This is a genomic window from Morganella morganii, assembly GCF_019243775.1.
Lineage (GTDB): Bacteria > Pseudomonadota > Gammaproteobacteria > Enterobacterales > Enterobacteriaceae > Morganella > Morganella morganii.
The window spans coordinates 3,033,137-3,049,111 of record NZ_CP069157.1; the positions used below are offsets into that span (position 1 = coordinate 3,033,137).

Here is a 15,975-nt window from a genome sequence, read left to right on the forward strand (position 1 = left end):
CACACACACATTTTCTTCCGCTTTCTGCTACCCGGCGGATAACTCGTACTTCTTAATCTTCCGGTACAGAGTGGCAATACCGATCCCCAGCTCCTCTGCTGCCTGACGTTTGTTGTCATAGCGCTGCAGTGCTTCGCGGATCATCTGTTTTTCCATCTCTTCCAGCATGGTTTCCCCGTGCAGTGCCGGATCCTCATCCGCTGCTGCCGCAGGTACGCTTCTGACCGGAATGGTAATTTCGCTGCGGTGAATATCCCCGGTATTCTGAACCGGTGCGGCAGTGCCGCTTATCATCTGCGCCGCATGTCTGGCAAAGTTCGGCGGCAGCAGTGAGATATCAATCACCTCACCCGGCGGCACCACGTTCACCAGATATTCCACCAGGTTACTCAGCTCACGCAGGTTACCCGGCCACGGCCATGCATTAATGACCGCCATCACCTCATCCGAAATGCCCGGATACACCAGACCGAGGCGCCTGGTATGCACATTGAGGAAATGGTGCACCAGCAGCTCCACATCGCCGTGACGCTCACGCAACGGCGGCAGGGCAATCGGGATAACATTGAGGCGGTAATAGAGATCCTCGCGGAATTTACCTTCACTGACAAACTGTTCCAGATTCTGGTTGGTTGCGGACACAATCCGGATATCGACCGGAATAGTCCGGCTTGAGCCAATCGGCTGCACTTCGCGTGATTCTATCGCACGTAATAATTTCGCCTGAACAATCAGCGGCATATCGCCGATTTCATCCAGGAACAGCGTGCCTTTATCTGCCGCCTGAATCAGACCCTGTTTTCCGTTGGCGGACGCGCCGGTAAACGCGCCTTTCACATAACCGAATAATTCACTTTCCAGTAACTGCTCCGGTATCGCCGCACAGTTGATAGCGATAAACGGTTTTTCACTGCGGTTACTCAGCTTATGGATAGCCCGCGCCACCACTTCTTTACCGGTGCCGCTCTCGCCGGTGACAAGAATACTCGACGGGCTCGGTGCCACACGGGAAATCAGGTGTTTCAGCTGACGGATAGGTTCGGATTCCCCGACCAGGTGTTCAATCAGCAATCCGTTTTCATCACGGCGCACTTCATTCATATCAATCGCCGCATGAGACTGATGGAACGCCATCAGGAACATCTGACAGCCGTTAACCACATGAAGCTGCCCGATAATAATATTGCTCTCCCCTTCCCAGGAGACAATATGCTGTAAATGCCCGCGGTTCAGACTCTTGAAATAGGTCAGCGGACGGATGGCAATGGTTTTGCCGGAAATCTTTTCATGCGGGACATTGAGGATCTTCAGAGCATGCGGATTGGCAAATTTCAGATGATTTGCCTCATCCAGGATCAGAACGCCCTGATCCATAAACTCTATCAGGCTCAGTAATACCTTCTGCGCGGCATTACGTCCTTCCTGTTCATCCAGCAGCTTAGCCACAAAAATATTGGAAATATGCTGCACATAATCCGAGAAGTCATGGATGTTATCCCGGATCCGCTCCTGCTGTTCAGAGGTGACGGCCACCAGGCTGATAACCCCGATACAGCGATCCTGGAAGATGATCGGTGTACCGATAAACGCTTTCTCCTTACAGTTATCTTTATCCGCGCAATTGAGGCAGAGCGGATCAAAACAGGAGTGCGTGACTATCTTTTCTTTTTTGGTATCCAGCACATAGCGGAGCAGCTGGGAATTATTGGTCAGACGATGTCCGAGGTGCTGGTTAAACAGCCCTGTTCCGGCAATCCTTGTCAGTTTGTCATCAACGATTTCAACATCAAGCTGTAACACACTGGCGAGCATTTTGCTGAAGTGAACAATCGTCGGCTGTATCTGCATCAGCACAGATGGTGATTTTTCAGTGATCATGCTTACGACTTCCTATGCTCTTAAAACGACATATCGAAAAGAAAGTTCATAACGCGACAAATTAATGATTTTATTATAGTTATTTATCAACGGGCTGAATTATCACCCACCGATAGCACAAGATTGCCAGATCTTTATCACCGAAACTCTAACGTATGTACAAAAATCACACTTTTCTTCAGATTTGATAATGAAACTGGAATCTCCGTCACTCTATTTTATCAATATGATAAATCCGCCGGGGTGTTTATCATTCTGGCCCCGCTTCCGGCGGTTCCGCCCTCTCACCGGTCTGATACCGGCGACTTTTCACCCTTGCTGAAAATAACTTTTATTCGCATTTGTCACACATAACCCAGCCATCAGCCCCTGATAATTGTGATCACTCTCCCGAATCCGCCCTGCATTTCACCCCCGGAAGATCATTCCGGCTGATTTGGCATGCTTATTGTTAATAGTCACAGTACACATGCAGAAATGCCTTCTTCTCACTGCATATTCAATTGTCACCGGCCATTTCACATAGGATTTAAAGATGAAAAACGTTAATGAATTATTGAAAGATATCGCCAGACTGAAATCTAATCTTCATCAAAAGGATTTTTTGCTTACCTGGGAACAGAGTCAGGATGAACTGACGATGGTGCTTGATATTGCAGCTGCACTGAAAGGGCTGCGTGCCGATAACATCGCAACCAACGTATTCACAAATGGCCTTGGCATCTCTGTTTTCCGTGACAACTCCACCCGTACCCGTTTCTCTTATGCTTCTGCACTGAATATGCTCGGCCTGGCCCAGCAGGACCTCGACGAAGGTAAGTCTCAGATTGCTCACGGCGAAACCGTACGTGAAACGGCCAACATGATTTCATTCTGTGCGGATGCCATCGGTATCCGTGACGATATGTACCTCGGTGCCGGTAACGCCTATATGCGTGAAGTGGGTGCGGCTCTGGATGAAGGTTTTGAGGAAGGCGTTCTGCCGCAGCGTCCTGCGCTGGTTAACCTGCAGTGTGATATCGACCACCCGACACAGTCTATGGCTGACCTGGCCTGGTTACGTGAGCACTTCGGTTCACTGGAAAACCTGAAAGGCAAGAAAATCGCCATGACCTGGGCGTATTCACCAAGCTACGGTAAACCACTCTCTGTACCGCAGGGCATCATCGGTCTGATGACCCGCTACGGTATGGATGTGACGCTGGCGCATCCGGAAGGTTATGACCTGATCCCTGACGTTATTGATGTGGCGAAAAACAACGCCAAACAATCCGGCGGCAGCTTTAAGCAGGTTACATCGATGGAAGAAGCGTTCAAAGATGCGGATATCGTGTATCCGAAATCCTGGGCACCTTACAAAGTCATGGAACAGCGTACCGAACTGCTGCGTGCCAATGACCATGACGGCCTGAAAGCCCTTGAGCAGCGCTGCCTGGCACAGAACGCCAACCATAAAGACTGGCATTGTACTGAAGAGATGATGAAGCTGACCAAAGACGGCGAAGCGCTGTACATGCACTGTCTGCCTGCGGATATCACCGGTGTTTCCTGTAAGGAAGGGGAAGTGGAAGAAGCTGTATTCGAGAAATACCGTATCGCCACTTACAAAGAAGCCAGCTGGAAGCCGTATATCATCTCCGCCATGATTCTGGCCCGCAAATTCCCGCAGCCTGCCCTGGTTCTTGAGCAACTGCTGAAAAACGCACGTAAACGTATTTTATAAATCCGGATCCCGGCCGTCACCGGCCGGGTTCTTTTCCCGATGATATGAGGTGAGGCTCTATGTCTGTCTTCTCACTGAAGTTAGATATTTCAGATAACCGTTATTTCAACGGTAAACACTCCCCGCTTTTTTCCCGTGAAGAAGCACATAAGGCGCTGAAGTTTCATGAGAAAATTACGGGTTACCATCCGACACCACTGTATGACATGAAAGATCTCGCCGCGCTGTTCGGCGTGCGTAATATCCTGGTGAAAGATGAGTCACAGCGTTTTGATCTGAATGCATTCAAAATTCTGGGCGGCTCTTATGCTATCGCCCACCTGTTGTGCGAAAAGTACAACATGGATATTAACGATTTCTCTTTCGAGAAACTCAAAAGCACTCTGACTGAAAAAATGACGTTCGCCACCACCACTGACGGTAACCACGGCCGCGGTGTGGCCTGGGCGGCACGCGCACTCGGTCAGAAAGCGGTGGTGTACATGCCGAAAGGCTCCGCACAGGAACGTGTGAATCACATTACCGGCCTCGGGGCGGAGTGTATCGTCACAGATATGAACTACGACGATACCGTCCGTCTCACCATGGAAAATGCCAAAAAACACGGCTGGATCGTGGTTCAGGATACCGCCTGCGAAGGATACACCAAGATCCCGACCTGGATTATGCAGGGCTACACCACACTGGCTGCCGAAGCGGTTGCCCAGATGAAAGAGATGAAGATTCAGCGTCCGACCCACGTGCTGTTACAGGCCGGTGTGGGTGCGATGGCCGGCGGTGTGCTGGGCTATCTGGTCGATGAGTTCGGGGCAAAAAATCTGCATTCCATTATTGTCGAGCCGGATCTGGCTGACTGTCTCTACCGTTCCAGCCTGAAAGGCGAAATCGTCAATGTCGGCGGCGATATGGCCACCATCATGGCGGGTCTGGCCTGCGGCGAGCCGAACCCTATCGGCTGGGATCTGATGCGTAACTGCGCGACACAGTTTATCTCCTGTGAAGATGCGGTGGCTGCCCTCGGCATGCGTGTCCTCGGTAACCCGTACGGCAAAGACAGCCGCGTGATTTCCGGTGAATCCGGCGCGGTCGGTCTCGGTGTGCTGGCTGCGGTTAACTATCATCCGGAACGTGCGGAACTGATGGCAAGACTCGGCCTGAACAGTGATTCCGTCATCCTCGTGATCAACACCGAAGGTGACACAGATACCAAACATTACCGTGAAGTTGTCTGGGAAGGTAAAAACCCGGCGCAGAAATATTAACTAATTGGAGTATTGAAATATGGCTAAGCAAATCCCGTTTGATGAAATTGTCAAAAAAGCTGAACACTATAAAAAAGATATGACCCGTTTTCTGCGCGACATGGTGGCAATTCCCAGCGAAAGCTGCGACGAAAAACGCGTGATTCACCGTATCAAAGAAGAGATGGAAAAAGTCGGCTTTGATAAAGTGGATATCGACCCGATGGGTAACATTCTGGGTTATATCGGTCACGGTCCGCACCTGATTGCCATGGATGCGCACATCGATACCGTGGGTATCGGTAACATCAAAAACTGGGAATTCGACCCGTACGAAGGTATGGAAAACGACGAAATCATCGGCGGACGCGGTACCTCTGACCAGGAAGGCGGCATGGCCTCTATGGTCTATGCCGGTAAAATCATCAAAGATTTAGGTCTGGAAGATCAGTATACTCTGCTGGTGACAGGTACCGTACAGGAAGAAGACTGTGACGGTCTGTGCTGGCAGTACATCATCGAGCAGGACAAAATCAGACCGGAATTCGTGGTCAGTACCGAACCGACTGACTGCCAGATTTACCGCGGCCAGCGCGGCCGTATGGAAATCCGCATTGATGTTCCGGGGATCAGCTGCCACGGCTCCGCACCGGAGCGCGGTGACAACGCAATCTTCAAAATGGGTCCGATTCTGGGTGAACTGCAGGAGCTGTCAAAACGTCTGGCCACTGACGATTTCCTCGGCCAGGGCACACTGACTGTTTCTGAAATTTTCTACACCTCACCAAGCCGCTGTGCTGTTGCTGACAGCTGCGCAGTCTCTATCGACCGCCGCCTGACCTGGGGCGAAACCTGGGAAGGCGCACTGGAAGAAATCCGCGCATTACCGGCTGTCAAAGCAGCGAAAGGCGTGGTCTCTATGTACACCTATGAGCGTGCCTCCTGGACCGGTCTGGTCTATCCGACAGAGTGCTACTTCCCGACCTGGAAAGTGGAAGAAGATCACTTCACCGTGAAGACACTGGATCGCGCTTACCGCGGCCTGTTCAACAAAGAGCCGGTTGTTGATAAGTGGACTTTCTCCACCAACGGTGTTTCTATCATGGGTCGTCACGGCATTCCGGTTATCGGTTTTGGTCCGGGCAAAGAGCCTGAAGCTCACGCACCAAACGAAAAAACCTGGAAAGATCACCTGGTTACCTGTGCGGCAATGTATGCGGCCATTCCGTTAAGCTACATGGCTGAACTGAAAAAATAATCTTGTCTTACCGGCCCCGTACTGATGTGCGGGGCTTTTTCAGGAGTACCCCCTATGCGCACACTGATTATCAACGGCACCGTTGTCAATGCGGACGGACAATACCGGCAGGATGTTCTGATTGAAAACGGCCTGATCTCACAGGTTGCACCGGATATTGCACCGGAGACAGATGACCGCGTTATTGATGCACAGGGATGTTATGTTTTTCCGGGCGGTATTGATGTTCATACCCATTTTAATATTGATGTCGGCCTTGCCCGCAGCTGTGATGATTTTTACACCGGCACGCGTGCGGCAGCCTGCGGCGGTACCACCACCATTATCGATCATATGGGATTTGGTCCGGCGGGTTGTTCACTGCACCACCAGCTTGAGAATTATCACCGCTACGCCAAAGGACGCGCCGTTATCGATTACAGTTTTCACGGCGTGATCCAGCATATCAACGACGATATTTTAAATGAAATTCCGCTGATGGTGGCGGACGGGATCAGCAGCTTCAAACTCTATCTGACTTATCAGTACAAGCTCGATGATCCGGATATTTTACGTGCCCTGCAACAGCTTAACCACGCCGGGGCGCTGACCACCGTGCATCCGGAAAATGATGCGGTGATAGCACAGCGCAAAGCGGAGTTTGTGAAGAAAGGACAAACCTCACCGATTTTCCATGCCCTGAGCCGTCCGGCAGAATGTGAGGCGGAAGCAATCGGCAGGATGATTAATCTGGCGCATATCTGCGGCAATGCGCCGCTCTATATCGTCCACCTTTCCAACGGATTGGGTCTCGATTACCTGAAGATGGCGAAAGCCCGCCACCAGCCGGTCTGGATAGAAACCTGTCCGCAGTATCTGTTCCTTGATGAACGCTGTTATGAGCGCGATGACGGCCTGAAATTTATTCTCAGCCCGCCGCTGCGTAACCGCCGGGAAGCCGATGCCCTGTGGCTGGGTATTGATGACGGCGCGATTGATGTGGTCGCCACCGATCACTGCACCTTCCCGTATCAGCAGCGTCTGGCGCTGTCCGGCGGGAATTTCACCCGCTGTCCGAACGGCCTGCCGGGTGTTGAGAACCGTATGTTACTGCTGTTTTCTGCAGGCGTGATGCAGGGACGGATTTCACCGGAACACTTTGTTTCCCTGACCAGTGCAATGCCGGCAAAACTGTTTGGTATCTGGCCGGAGAAAGGCGTGATCCGCCCGGGCGCAGACGGTGATATCACCATTATCGACCCGGCGCAGGAAACCACTATCCGCCATGCGGATCTGCATGATAACGCGGACTACAGCCCGTACGAAGGCATGACGGTACAGGGCGCAGTCCGCTGCACACTGTCGCGCGGTGATATTGTTTACCGTGACGGCGAATTTACTGCTGAACCCGGCCGCGGCCGTTTCCTGAAACGCCGTCCGTTTAAGGCTCCGCACCGGTGTTATTAATTTTTTCCGATTATCGTTTCAACTAATTCATTACGGGTAAAAAAGGATGAAAAAAACAATCGTATTAGCACTGGGCGGCAACGCACTGGGAAATGATCTTCCGGGACAGATGGCTGCCGTCAAAACCACCTCTGTCGTGATTGCCGACCTGATTGCTCAGGGATACCGCGTTGTGGTCACACACGGTAACGGCCCGCAGGTGGGGATGATAACCGGCGCATTTGAGGCTGCCAGCAAAACCGAAGCCAAATCACCGGTTCTGCCGATGTCAGTCTGTGTGGCACTGAGCCAGGGATATATCGGTTACGATTTGCAGAACGCACTGCGTGAAGAGCTGCTGAACCGGGGTATCAATAAGCCGGTTGCCACTATCGTGACACAGGTGGAAGTGGATGCGGCGGATCCGTCATTTAAAAACCCGGCCAAACCTATCGGCGCGTTCTACAGCAAAGAAGAAGCGGAAGCCCTGAGCAGGAAAGGGTTTGAGATGCGCGAAGATGCGGGCCGTGGTTACCGCCGCGTGGTCTCATCACCGAAACCGGTTGATATTATTGAAAAAGAAACCGTCAAAGCCATGCTGGATGCTGATCAGCTGGTGATCACTGTCGGCGGCGGCGGTATTCCGGTGATCCGCGACGGCAACACCCTGCGCGGGGCCAATGCGGTTATCGACAAAGACTGGGCGAGCGCCAAACTGGCAGAGATGATCGATGCGGATATGCTGATTATCCTGACCGCCGTGGAAAAAATTGCCATCAACTTCGGCAAACCAAACGAGCAGTGGCTGGATAAACTGACATCTGCGGATGCACAGCGTTATATCGATGAGAAACATTTTGCACCGGGATCTATGTTACCGAAAGTGGAAGCCGCGCTCTCCTTCAGCCGCAGTAAAAAAGGCCGCAAGGCACTGATTACTCTGCTGAATAAAGCCAAAGACGGTATTGAGGGTAAAACCGGTACTATTATCGGCGATTAATCTTCCTTTTGTTAATATAACGGCCGGGTTTCCCGGCCGTTTTTCTGCTGCAATAATTATAAACCACTGATTGGTTTTTCTTTCGGATATTTCAGTGTGTAACTCAGCGGCAGTTCCATTACCTGCTGCGGCTTCAGCTCCACTTTCCATTCCACTTCACCGGTCTGTTTATTAACGGTCCCTTCTCCGGTTTTAACATCTTTCACCAGGATATTGGTATCCTGACTGACCGGGATCTGATCAAACACCGTTACCACCAGCGGCGCTTTGGCGAAAGATGACAGGGTAATCATATAACCTTCGCTCTGTTCAACCGCAGAGCCCAGAATACCCGGCTGTTTTGTCAGTTTACTGTCCACCTTACGGCTGACCTGAATATCTTTATTCATGCCGAACGGCAGTTCCAGCTCATTGGTGATCAGGCCGGAATCGATATAAGTCTGCCCGATATAACGGTTATCAAAATAGATATTCGCCTTACCGCTGAGCAGACTCAGCGCCGGTGCGTTTTCCACAACCGCCTGTAAATACACATGTTCGTCCATCTTAGGCCGTGTGATATAACGGTATTTTCCGTCCAGCGCCGTCTGTTTGATCGTCAGTGAGCGCGACTCCGCAACGGACGGCAGGGAGTACGGTTTATCAATGCGGTATGTCAGGCTGATACCGTTACTCTCTGCGGTAACAAACGACGAGATCCCGCCGGCAGGGGCTTGTTTCGCTGAGCGGTTGCGGCTGTACTCCTTCTTGTCCTCCGCCATCATAGCCACCGGGGCAGGCGCCATTTCACCCATCACCGCATACTCATTGATCAGTGACAGATACTGCGGATAAAGTTGCGGCGGGGCAATACTCTGTACCGGGTCGGCGGATGACAGCACCAGATCCACCTGATCCCAGTCAATACCGGTGTTCTGGATCACATCCGCTTTGTAGGTCAGCGTCACCGGCTTATCCATACCGGCGCTGCGGATATCATAGGACGGCGCCCAGGCCGCATCCGGCGTGATATAGTCGATATCCAGTTCCGCTGCCACCGCTTTTTTCGCGGACACATTCAGCACCAGCTGCGTGCGGCGCTCCTTAAACTGTGTGACTTTCTCTTCATACTGCGCTTTCAGCAGTGCCAGTGCTTCGGTTTTTTCTTTGATTTGCCGGGAATATTCCAGCTGCTCCGCATAGATTTTTGCCATCTGAGTGCGGATAAAATCCAGCTTCTGCACGGATTGCTCCTGTGTCAGCGGCGCACCGCCGGTGCCGAAGAAATCCTGATCACGCAGCAGACCCAGCTGCTCGTTATTCACTTCCGTCTGCATATTCAGTTGCTGAATCGCCAGATCCTGCTCCTCAATCTGCGCCTTCATAGCATTGATTTCGTCTGAATACACCGGCTTTTCAATTTCGCTGCGCAGATTGACGGACTGAATGATGACATCATCATTATTCAGCATAACGGATAAGCTGCCGGGATTAATATTTCCGGCCACATTAGTCAGGATCACATCACTGTCACCGGCAGGCAGATTCAGTGTTGCGCTGTTACTCAGCTCTGCCCCGCGCAGGAAAATCGTGGCTTTGTTAAGTTTTACATCCTGAACAATTACATTCGGTTTGCCCGCCGCCGCGGCTGTTACCGCCATACCGGCGATCAGCAGGGTACTTTTAACGCCAAAGGTTAATGTCATTACTTAACTCCCTGATTATTATCATCACGATTCCGGCACCGTATACCGGCAGGCCGCTGTGTACACCATAACTCACCATAGTAGAACAGCTGCGGTAACGAAGATAACGGAATAACCCTAAAAGCGCGGCTGCCCGCCGTTTGCCGGGCTTTTTATATGTTACTGTTTCTTTAAAACGGTATTTTATGATTAACATTTGTACGTTTATTGTTTAGTATACTAAACACATTTTCTTCTGACGGATAAAAAAGGTCGCAACCATGACGACACTCCGGACACACACGGCAGCGCCTGCCACTTCACGTAACAAGCTGTTATGGATAGCCGGGATGGGCTGGACATTTGACGCCATGGATGTCGGGCTGCTGGCATTTCTGCTGGCCGCCTTACAGGCAGACTGGGGGCTGAGTGCCGCACAGCTCGGCTGGATCGGCAGTCTTAATGCCGCCGGGATGGCAGTCGGTGCCTTTGTTTTCGGTCTGATGGCAGACCGGAAAGGCCGCAAACCGGTGTTTATTATCACCCTGCTGCTGTTCAGTCTGGGATCCGGACTGACCGCTGTCGCCGGTTCGCTCGCCGTGGTGCTGGTGCTGCGCTTTTTCATCGGTATGGGACTGGGCGGGGAGCTGCCGGTAGCCTCCACGCTGGTCAGTGAGAGCGTAGCCCCTCACGAGCGCGGCCGTGTGGTCGTGCTGCTGGAGAGCTTCTGGGCCGTGGGCTGGCTGATTGCGGCACTGATTGCCTATTATGTTATCCCTGATTACGGCTGGCGTACGGCGATGCTGCTCAGTGCCCTGCCTGCGCTGTATGCCCTCTGGCTGCGGGCAAAGCTGCCGGAGCCGGTATCCCGCTATACCGCACAGGAGCGCCCGAAACTCACCATTGCACAATCGATGGCACTGATCTGGTCGCCGCAGTACCGCCGTGCCACCCTGATGCTGTGGATCCTGTGGTTCTGTGTGGTGTTTTCCTATTACGGTATTTTTCTCTGGCTGCCGGGCGTGGCGATCCTCAAGGGATTCAGTCTGATAAAAAGCTTTCAGTATGTGCTGATCATGACACTCGCCCAGTTGCCCGGCTATTTCAGTGCCGCCTGGCTTATCGAGCGTTACGGCCGCAAATTCGTGCTGGTCACCTATCTCGCCGGAACAGCAATCAGTGCTTACGGGTTCAGTTGCGCGGAAACCGCCACGGCACTGGTCATTTCGGGCATGCTGCTCTCATTCTTTAATCTCGGCGCCTGGGGCGCGCTCTACGCCTACACGCCGGAGCAGTATCCGGACAGTGTCCGCGCCACCGGTGCCGGTACCGCCACCGCAATCGGTCGGATAGGCGGGATCCTCGGCCCTCTTCTGGCCGGTTACCTGATTCAGTATCAATTTGCTGTCAGCACGATTTTCCTGATCTTCAGTGCCGCGGTGGTTATCGCCATTCTCTCCGTCATTTTCCTTGGCGCGGAAACCCGTAACCGCGAGCTCAGTACCATTTAACATCTGTTCTGACGGCGGTTATTCCGCCGTCAGAGCCTGATGCAGCGCATAGTTATCGCTGTCATTCCTCCCCTTTACCGCAACAGGCGCGTATAATTCAGCCATTATGTCACTGCCGGATCGCCGGCGAAAACCGTAAAAAGAAAATGAATCAATACGATAAAATCAGTAAATTTCTGAGTTATGTCCTGCGGCACCAGCCGGACTCCATCGGGATCCGCCTCGACAATGAAGGCTGGACAGATATCACCGTGCTCCTGCGTCAGGCCGCTGCTCACGGCACACCGTTTGACCGTGAAACGCTGGAAAAGGTGGTGGAAACCAATGACAAAAAGCGGTTTACGATCTCATCCGACGGCATGTATATCCGTGCGGCACAGGGGCATTCTGCCGGACAGGTGGCGATCGATTACCCGCCGCAGACACCGCCGGATATTCTGTATCACGGTACCGCTATCCGGTTTATCAGTGATATCTGTGAACTGGGATTAATTGCCGGATCACGGCACTATGTGCACCTCAGCGCGGATGAAGATACCGCACTGACTGTCGGTGCCCGTCACGGCAAACCGGTGGTACTCACCATTGCCGCCGGGGAGATGCATAAAACCGGTTATCCGTTCTATCTGGCGGATAACGGCGTCTGGCTGACGCCGCATGTACCGATCAAATACCTGTCGCAGAAAAAACCCGGCTGACCGGGTTTATGCGTTAAGACGTGCTGCATGCCACGCGATATGATCCGCGATAAAACTCGCAATGAAGTAATAGCTGTGATCATAACCGGCATGCACACGGATGGTGTGCGGGATATTGTGTGTTTCGCAGGCGGATTTCAGTAACCCGGTTTTCAGCTGCTTACTGAAGAAGGTATCGGCAAGCCCCTGATCAACCAGCATATCCGTCACCCGGTGGCCGGATTCAATCAGTTTCACCGCATCATACTGTTCCCACGCCGCTTTATCCTCTCCCAGATAGGCAGAAAACGCTTTTTCGCCCCACGGCACCTGTGACGGTGACACAATCGGCGCAAATGCCGACACGCTGAGAAATGCATCCGGATTACGCAGCGCCAGCACCAGTGCGCCGTGCCCGCCCATCGAGTGCCCGCAGATACCGCGTTTTTCCGATGTGCCGAAATGTCCGCTTACCAGGGTGTGCAGCTCATTCAGAATATAATCATACATCTGATAATGCGCTTTCCACGGCTCCTGTGTGGCATTGACATAAAACCCGGCGCCCTGGCCAAGATCGTACTCTTTATCATCCGCCACCTGACTGCCGCGCGGACTGGTATCCGGCGCGACAATCACCAGACCGAGCTCCGCTGCATAACGCTGCGCCCCGGCTTTGGTGATAAAATTCTGCTCGTTGCAGGTCAGCCCGGAAAGCCAGTACAACACCGGACATTTCTCTGTTTTTGCCTGCGGCGGCAGAAACACGGAAAAGGTCATCGGCGTACCGGTCACCGCAGAATGGTGACGCCAGACTTCCTGGCTGCCGCCGAAACAGGCGTGATGTTCAATCCGTTCCATATTATCTCCCTGAATACGTTATCAGTAATGAATGACGGTGCGGATGGATTTACCGTCGTGCATCAGATCAAAAGCTTCATTGATTTTATCCAGTTCCATGGTGTGCGTGACAAACGGTGCCAGCTCGATTTTGCCGCTCATGGCATCTTCCACCATTCCCGGCAACTGAGTACGCCCTTTCACGCCGCCGAACGCCGTACCTTTCCAGACCCGGCCGGTCACCAGCTGGAACGGACGGGTTGAAATCTCTTTTCCGGCACCCGCCACCCCGATAATCACTGACTGTCCCCAGCCACGGTGCGCACTTTCCAGCGCCGACCGCATCACATTGACATTGCCGATACATTCAAAGGTATGATCCACACCCCATTTGGTCATTTCGACCAGCACCTGCTGAATAGGTTTGTCATAATCATTGGGATTAATGCAGTCTGTGGCGCCGAACTGTTTTGCCAGCTCAAACTTGGACGGATTGGTATCGATAGCAAAGATGCGGCCCGCTTTTGCCTGACGTGCGCCCTGCACCACAGCCAGCCCGATACCGCCGAGGCCGAATACCGCCACAGAATCCCCTTCCTGTACCTTCGCGGTATTGTGTACCGCGCCGATCCCGGTGGTCACGCCGCAGCCGAGCAGACAAACCTGCTCCGCATTGGCCTGCGGATTGATTTTCGCCAGTGATACTTCCGCCACAACGGTATATTCGCTGAATGTTGAGCAGCCCATATAGTGATAGAGCGGCTGACCGTTATACGAGAAACGGCTGGTGCCGTCCGGCATCACGCCTTTGCCCTGGGTTTCGCGGACGGCAACACAGAGGTTGGTTTTACCGGAGGTACAGAAATCACACTCACCGCACTCGGCGGTGTACAGCGGGATCACATGGTCGCCCGGTTTCACACTGGTCACGCCCTCACCGACCTCAACCACCACCCCGGCACCTTCATGGCCGAGCACCACCGGGAACAGACCTTCCGGATCATCACCGGAAAGCGTGTAGGCATCGGTATGGCATACCCCGGTGTGACTGATTTTCACCAGCACTTCACCTTTCTTCGGCGGTGCCACATCAATTTCAACAATTTCAAGGGGTAAACCCGGCCCGAAGGCGACTGCTGCGCGTGATTTCATAACGGTTCCTCTGTGTCTGAGGCTTATCATGGCAGGCGATAAGCACGAATGCCGTCCACCATACCGCACAACAGCGCTGCCTGTATAGCGCCGGTCAGCAGGTGGCCGCCACCACGGAAGCCGCGACCGCGCCGGTGGCACCGGACGAAAACCTGCCGCCGTTATTGCGGGAAGCGCTGCAGATTATGGACAGTGATGATGGTGAACAGGCCTTTCTGCACAGCCCGGAGAGTCTGATTCGGGGGTTTGAGGTGCAGCTTACATCAGCACCGGGGAGTTGCTGATAACGAAAAAAACGAAAACCATTATCGTCCGGCCCGGTAACGCAAATTCGCCAGATCATGACCGGACGGTTGCTGGTAAATATCCAGCCGGAAATATTTTGCCGACGCATTCACATATTCAAATATCTGCGACTGAGTTTCCTCATAATCAACCCAGGTGGTGGAGCGGGTAAAACAGTATATTTCAACCGGCAATCCCTCCGGTGTCGGCGACATGGTTCTGATCACCAGATACATATCCGCCCGCACATCACCGCGCATTTTGATCCAGTTAAGAAGATATTTGCGGAACAGCTGTAAATTAGTGACCCCTTTTGCAGCCATCCACTCTTTTACGTCATCATAACCGGTATTTTCCGCCAGTATTTCATCCAGTGACTGACGAAACGATTCCTGATTCCGCAGCTCCGCTAATAACGTTTCATCAGCAAACGATACTGAGGACTGATCAATATAAAAACTGCGTTTAATACGGCGGCCGCCGGAAGAGAACATCGGCTGCCAGTTAGTGTATTTTTCGGTCAGGAAATCTTTTGTCGGGATCCTTGAGATCGTATTATCCCAGTTGCGGACAGTAATGGTATGCAGCGCAATATCAATCACTTCACCGCTGATATTACTGCCGGGCAATTCTATCCAGTCATACAGTTTCAGCACCTTACCGTTGGAGACCAGAATATTGGCCACAAAGGATAATAAGGTGTGCTGAAAGACAAACATCAGAACAGCTGCAACGGCACCGAAACCGGAAATAATAATCAGCGGCGACTGCGAGGTCATTAACGCAATAATCAGGATAAAGGAAACAATCCACACCCCGATTTTGGCAATTTCAATATACCCCTTTATCGAGCTGTTACGGTACGATGAACGCCCGGTATGGCGCAGGATAAATATATCCAGCCCGTCATTAACCAGTGAAGCCAGATTAATAATCAGGAATGCGCTGCATACGGTATTAAACAGAATATTCATTTCTGCCGAAAAGGTCGGCAGCATTTTATTAATGTACAGCACCAGCGTGACAGCCACGACAGAGGCACTTTTCTTGGCAATACTGTGGATCATGCTGTCGTCAGTCAGGTTAGTAAATAACGACAACAAACGTTTTGCCACGCGCAGAAATATAAGCCGCCCGAGAAACCAGGTGACCAGCAGAATAACCACCAGAATCACCGCTGATAAAACGGCGCTCGCGGTAATAAAATCATATAATTCAGATAATTTTTCCATCATATCTCACAGCATACATCAAAATATCAGCAATAGAGTCTGACACAGGTAAAATGTGTGTGTTTGATTACAGGTGATATCAGGCTGTTACC

The 15,975-nt window shown here is 52.2% G+C and carries 12 protein-coding genes and 1 pseudogene; 8 read left to right on the forward strand and 5 right to left on the reverse strand.

What is annotated here, in order from left to right; translation table 11 throughout:
- Positions 1 to 27 precede the first annotated feature (27 nt).
- A complete protein-coding gene (locus JL661_RS14575; RefSeq protein ID WP_004236047.1) occupies positions 28 to 1,878 on the reverse strand; it encodes a sigma 54-interacting transcriptional regulator in 1,851 nt (616 codons plus the stop codon).
- 535 nt (positions 1,879 to 2,413) lie between these two features.
- Here JL661_RS14575 and ygeW point away from each other — a divergent pair.
- Genes ygeW through arcC form a run of 5 tightly spaced genes read left to right on the forward strand, consistent with a single transcriptional unit; the run spans position 2,414 to position 8,525 of the window.
- Positions 2,414 to 3,601, forward strand: a complete 1,188-nt coding sequence (gene ygeW / locus JL661_RS14580) for a knotted carbamoyltransferase YgeW (RefSeq protein ID WP_004236048.1) — start codon at positions 2,414 to 2,416, stop codon at positions 3,599 to 3,601.
- A 59-nt stretch (positions 3,602 to 3,660) separates the two neighbouring features.
- On the forward strand, positions 3,661 to 4,863 hold the full coding sequence (gene dpaL, locus JL661_RS14585) for a diaminopropionate ammonia-lyase (RefSeq protein WP_004236049.1): 1,203 nt from the start codon (positions 3,661 to 3,663) through the stop codon (positions 4,861 to 4,863).
- A 19-nt stretch (positions 4,864 to 4,882) separates the two neighbouring features.
- Positions 4,883 to 6,100: a YgeY family selenium metabolism-linked hydrolase gene (locus JL661_RS14590; RefSeq protein WP_004238967.1), complete on the forward strand. Its 1,218-nt coding sequence runs from the start codon at positions 4,883 to 4,885 to the stop codon at positions 6,098 to 6,100.
- A gap of 54 nt (positions 6,101 to 6,154) precedes the next feature.
- The gene (hydA, locus tag JL661_RS14595) at positions 6,155 to 7,546 is read left to right on the forward strand and encodes a dihydropyrimidinase (RefSeq protein WP_046024920.1); all 1,392 of its coding nucleotides are present in this window, start codon (positions 6,155 to 6,157) and stop codon (positions 7,544 to 7,546) included.
- Between the two features lie 46 nt (positions 7,547 to 7,592).
- On the forward strand, positions 7,593 to 8,525 hold the full coding sequence (gene arcC, locus JL661_RS14600) for a carbamate kinase (protein WP_004236052.1): 933 nt from the start codon (positions 7,593 to 7,595) through the stop codon (positions 8,523 to 8,525).
- 56 nt (positions 8,526 to 8,581) lie between these two features.
- On the opposite strand, the gene JL661_RS14605 is transcribed toward arcC, so the two are convergent.
- On the reverse strand, positions 8,582 to 10,210 hold the full coding sequence (locus JL661_RS14605; protein WP_036424282.1) for a DUF4139 domain-containing protein: 1,629 nt from the start codon (positions 10,208 to 10,210) through the stop codon (positions 8,582 to 8,584).
- Positions 10,211 to 10,470: 260 nt separating this feature from the next.
- Here JL661_RS14605 and JL661_RS14610 point away from each other — a divergent pair, with 260 nt between their 5' ends.
- Positions 10,471 to 11,700: an MFS transporter gene (locus JL661_RS14610; protein WP_004236054.1), complete on the forward strand. Its 1,230-nt coding sequence runs from the start codon at positions 10,471 to 10,473 to the stop codon at positions 11,698 to 11,700.
- Between the two features lie 146 nt (positions 11,701 to 11,846).
- Positions 11,847 to 12,398, forward strand: a complete 552-nt coding sequence (locus JL661_RS14615; protein ID WP_004236055.1) for an RNA 2'-phosphotransferase — start codon at positions 11,847 to 11,849, stop codon at positions 12,396 to 12,398.
- A gap of 6 nt (positions 12,399 to 12,404) precedes the next feature.
- On the opposite strand, the gene fghA is transcribed toward JL661_RS14615, so the two are convergent.
- Complete coding sequence (fghA, locus tag JL661_RS14620) at positions 12,405 to 13,235, reverse strand: S-formylglutathione hydrolase (protein WP_036417946.1); 831 nt, start codon at positions 13,233 to 13,235, stop codon at positions 12,405 to 12,407.
- 21 nt (positions 13,236 to 13,256) lie between these two features.
- The gene (locus JL661_RS14625) at positions 13,257 to 14,366 is read right to left on the reverse strand and encodes an S-(hydroxymethyl)glutathione dehydrogenase/class III alcohol dehydrogenase (protein ID WP_004236057.1); all 1,110 of its coding nucleotides are present in this window, start codon (positions 14,364 to 14,366) and stop codon (positions 13,257 to 13,259) included.
- A gap of 131 nt (positions 14,367 to 14,497) precedes the next feature.
- Between JL661_RS14625 and JL661_RS14630 the strand changes: the two are divergent.
- Positions 14,498 to 14,650: pseudogene (locus tag JL661_RS14630) on the forward strand (TetR family transcriptional regulator); the annotation flags it as partial.
- Between the two features lie 21 nt (positions 14,651 to 14,671).
- Here JL661_RS14630 and JL661_RS14635 read toward each other — a convergent pair.
- Complete coding sequence (locus tag JL661_RS14635; protein ID WP_015422476.1) at positions 14,672 to 15,883, reverse strand: mechanosensitive ion channel family protein; 1,212 nt, start codon at positions 15,881 to 15,883, stop codon at positions 14,672 to 14,674.
- Between the last annotated feature and the right edge of the window lie 92 nt (positions 15,884 to 15,975).

What these genes read in the sequence shown, in the direction of transcription:
- JL661_RS14575 (WP_004236047.1), bottom strand. Translation starts at nt 1,878, where the DNA reads ATGATCACTGAAAAATCACCATCTGTGCTGATGCAGATACAGCCGACG.
- ygeW (WP_004236048.1), top strand. Translation starts at nt 2,414, where the DNA reads ATGAAAAACGTTAATGAATTATTGAAAGATATCGCCAGACTGAAATCT.
- dpaL (WP_004236049.1), top strand. Translation starts at nt 3,661, where the DNA reads ATGTCTGTCTTCTCACTGAAGTTAGATATTTCAGATAACCGTTATTTC.
- JL661_RS14590 (WP_004238967.1), top strand. Translation starts at nt 4,883, where the DNA reads ATGGCTAAGCAAATCCCGTTTGATGAAATTGTCAAAAAAGCTGAACAC.
- hydA (WP_046024920.1), top strand. Translation starts at nt 6,155, where the DNA reads ATGCGCACACTGATTATCAACGGCACCGTTGTCAATGCGGACGGACAA.
- arcC (WP_004236052.1), top strand. Translation starts at nt 7,593, where the DNA reads ATGAAAAAAACAATCGTATTAGCACTGGGCGGCAACGCACTGGGAAAT.
- JL661_RS14605 (WP_036424282.1), bottom strand. Translation starts at nt 10,210, where the DNA reads ATGACATTAACCTTTGGCGTTAAAAGTACCCTGCTGATCGCCGGTATG.
- JL661_RS14610 (WP_004236054.1), top strand. Translation starts at nt 10,471, where the DNA reads ATGACGACACTCCGGACACACACGGCAGCGCCTGCCACTTCACGTAAC.
- JL661_RS14615 (WP_004236055.1), top strand. Translation starts at nt 11,847, where the DNA reads ATGAATCAATACGATAAAATCAGTAAATTTCTGAGTTATGTCCTGCGG.
- fghA (WP_036417946.1), bottom strand. Translation starts at nt 13,235, where the DNA reads ATGGAACGGATTGAACATCACGCCTGTTTCGGCGGCAGCCAGGAAGTC.
- JL661_RS14625 (WP_004236057.1), bottom strand. Translation starts at nt 14,366, where the DNA reads ATGAAATCACGCGCAGCAGTCGCCTTCGGGCCGGGTTTACCCCTTGAA.
- JL661_RS14635 (WP_015422476.1), bottom strand. Translation starts at nt 15,883, where the DNA reads ATGGAAAAATTATCTGAATTATATGATTTTATTACCGCGAGCGCCGTT.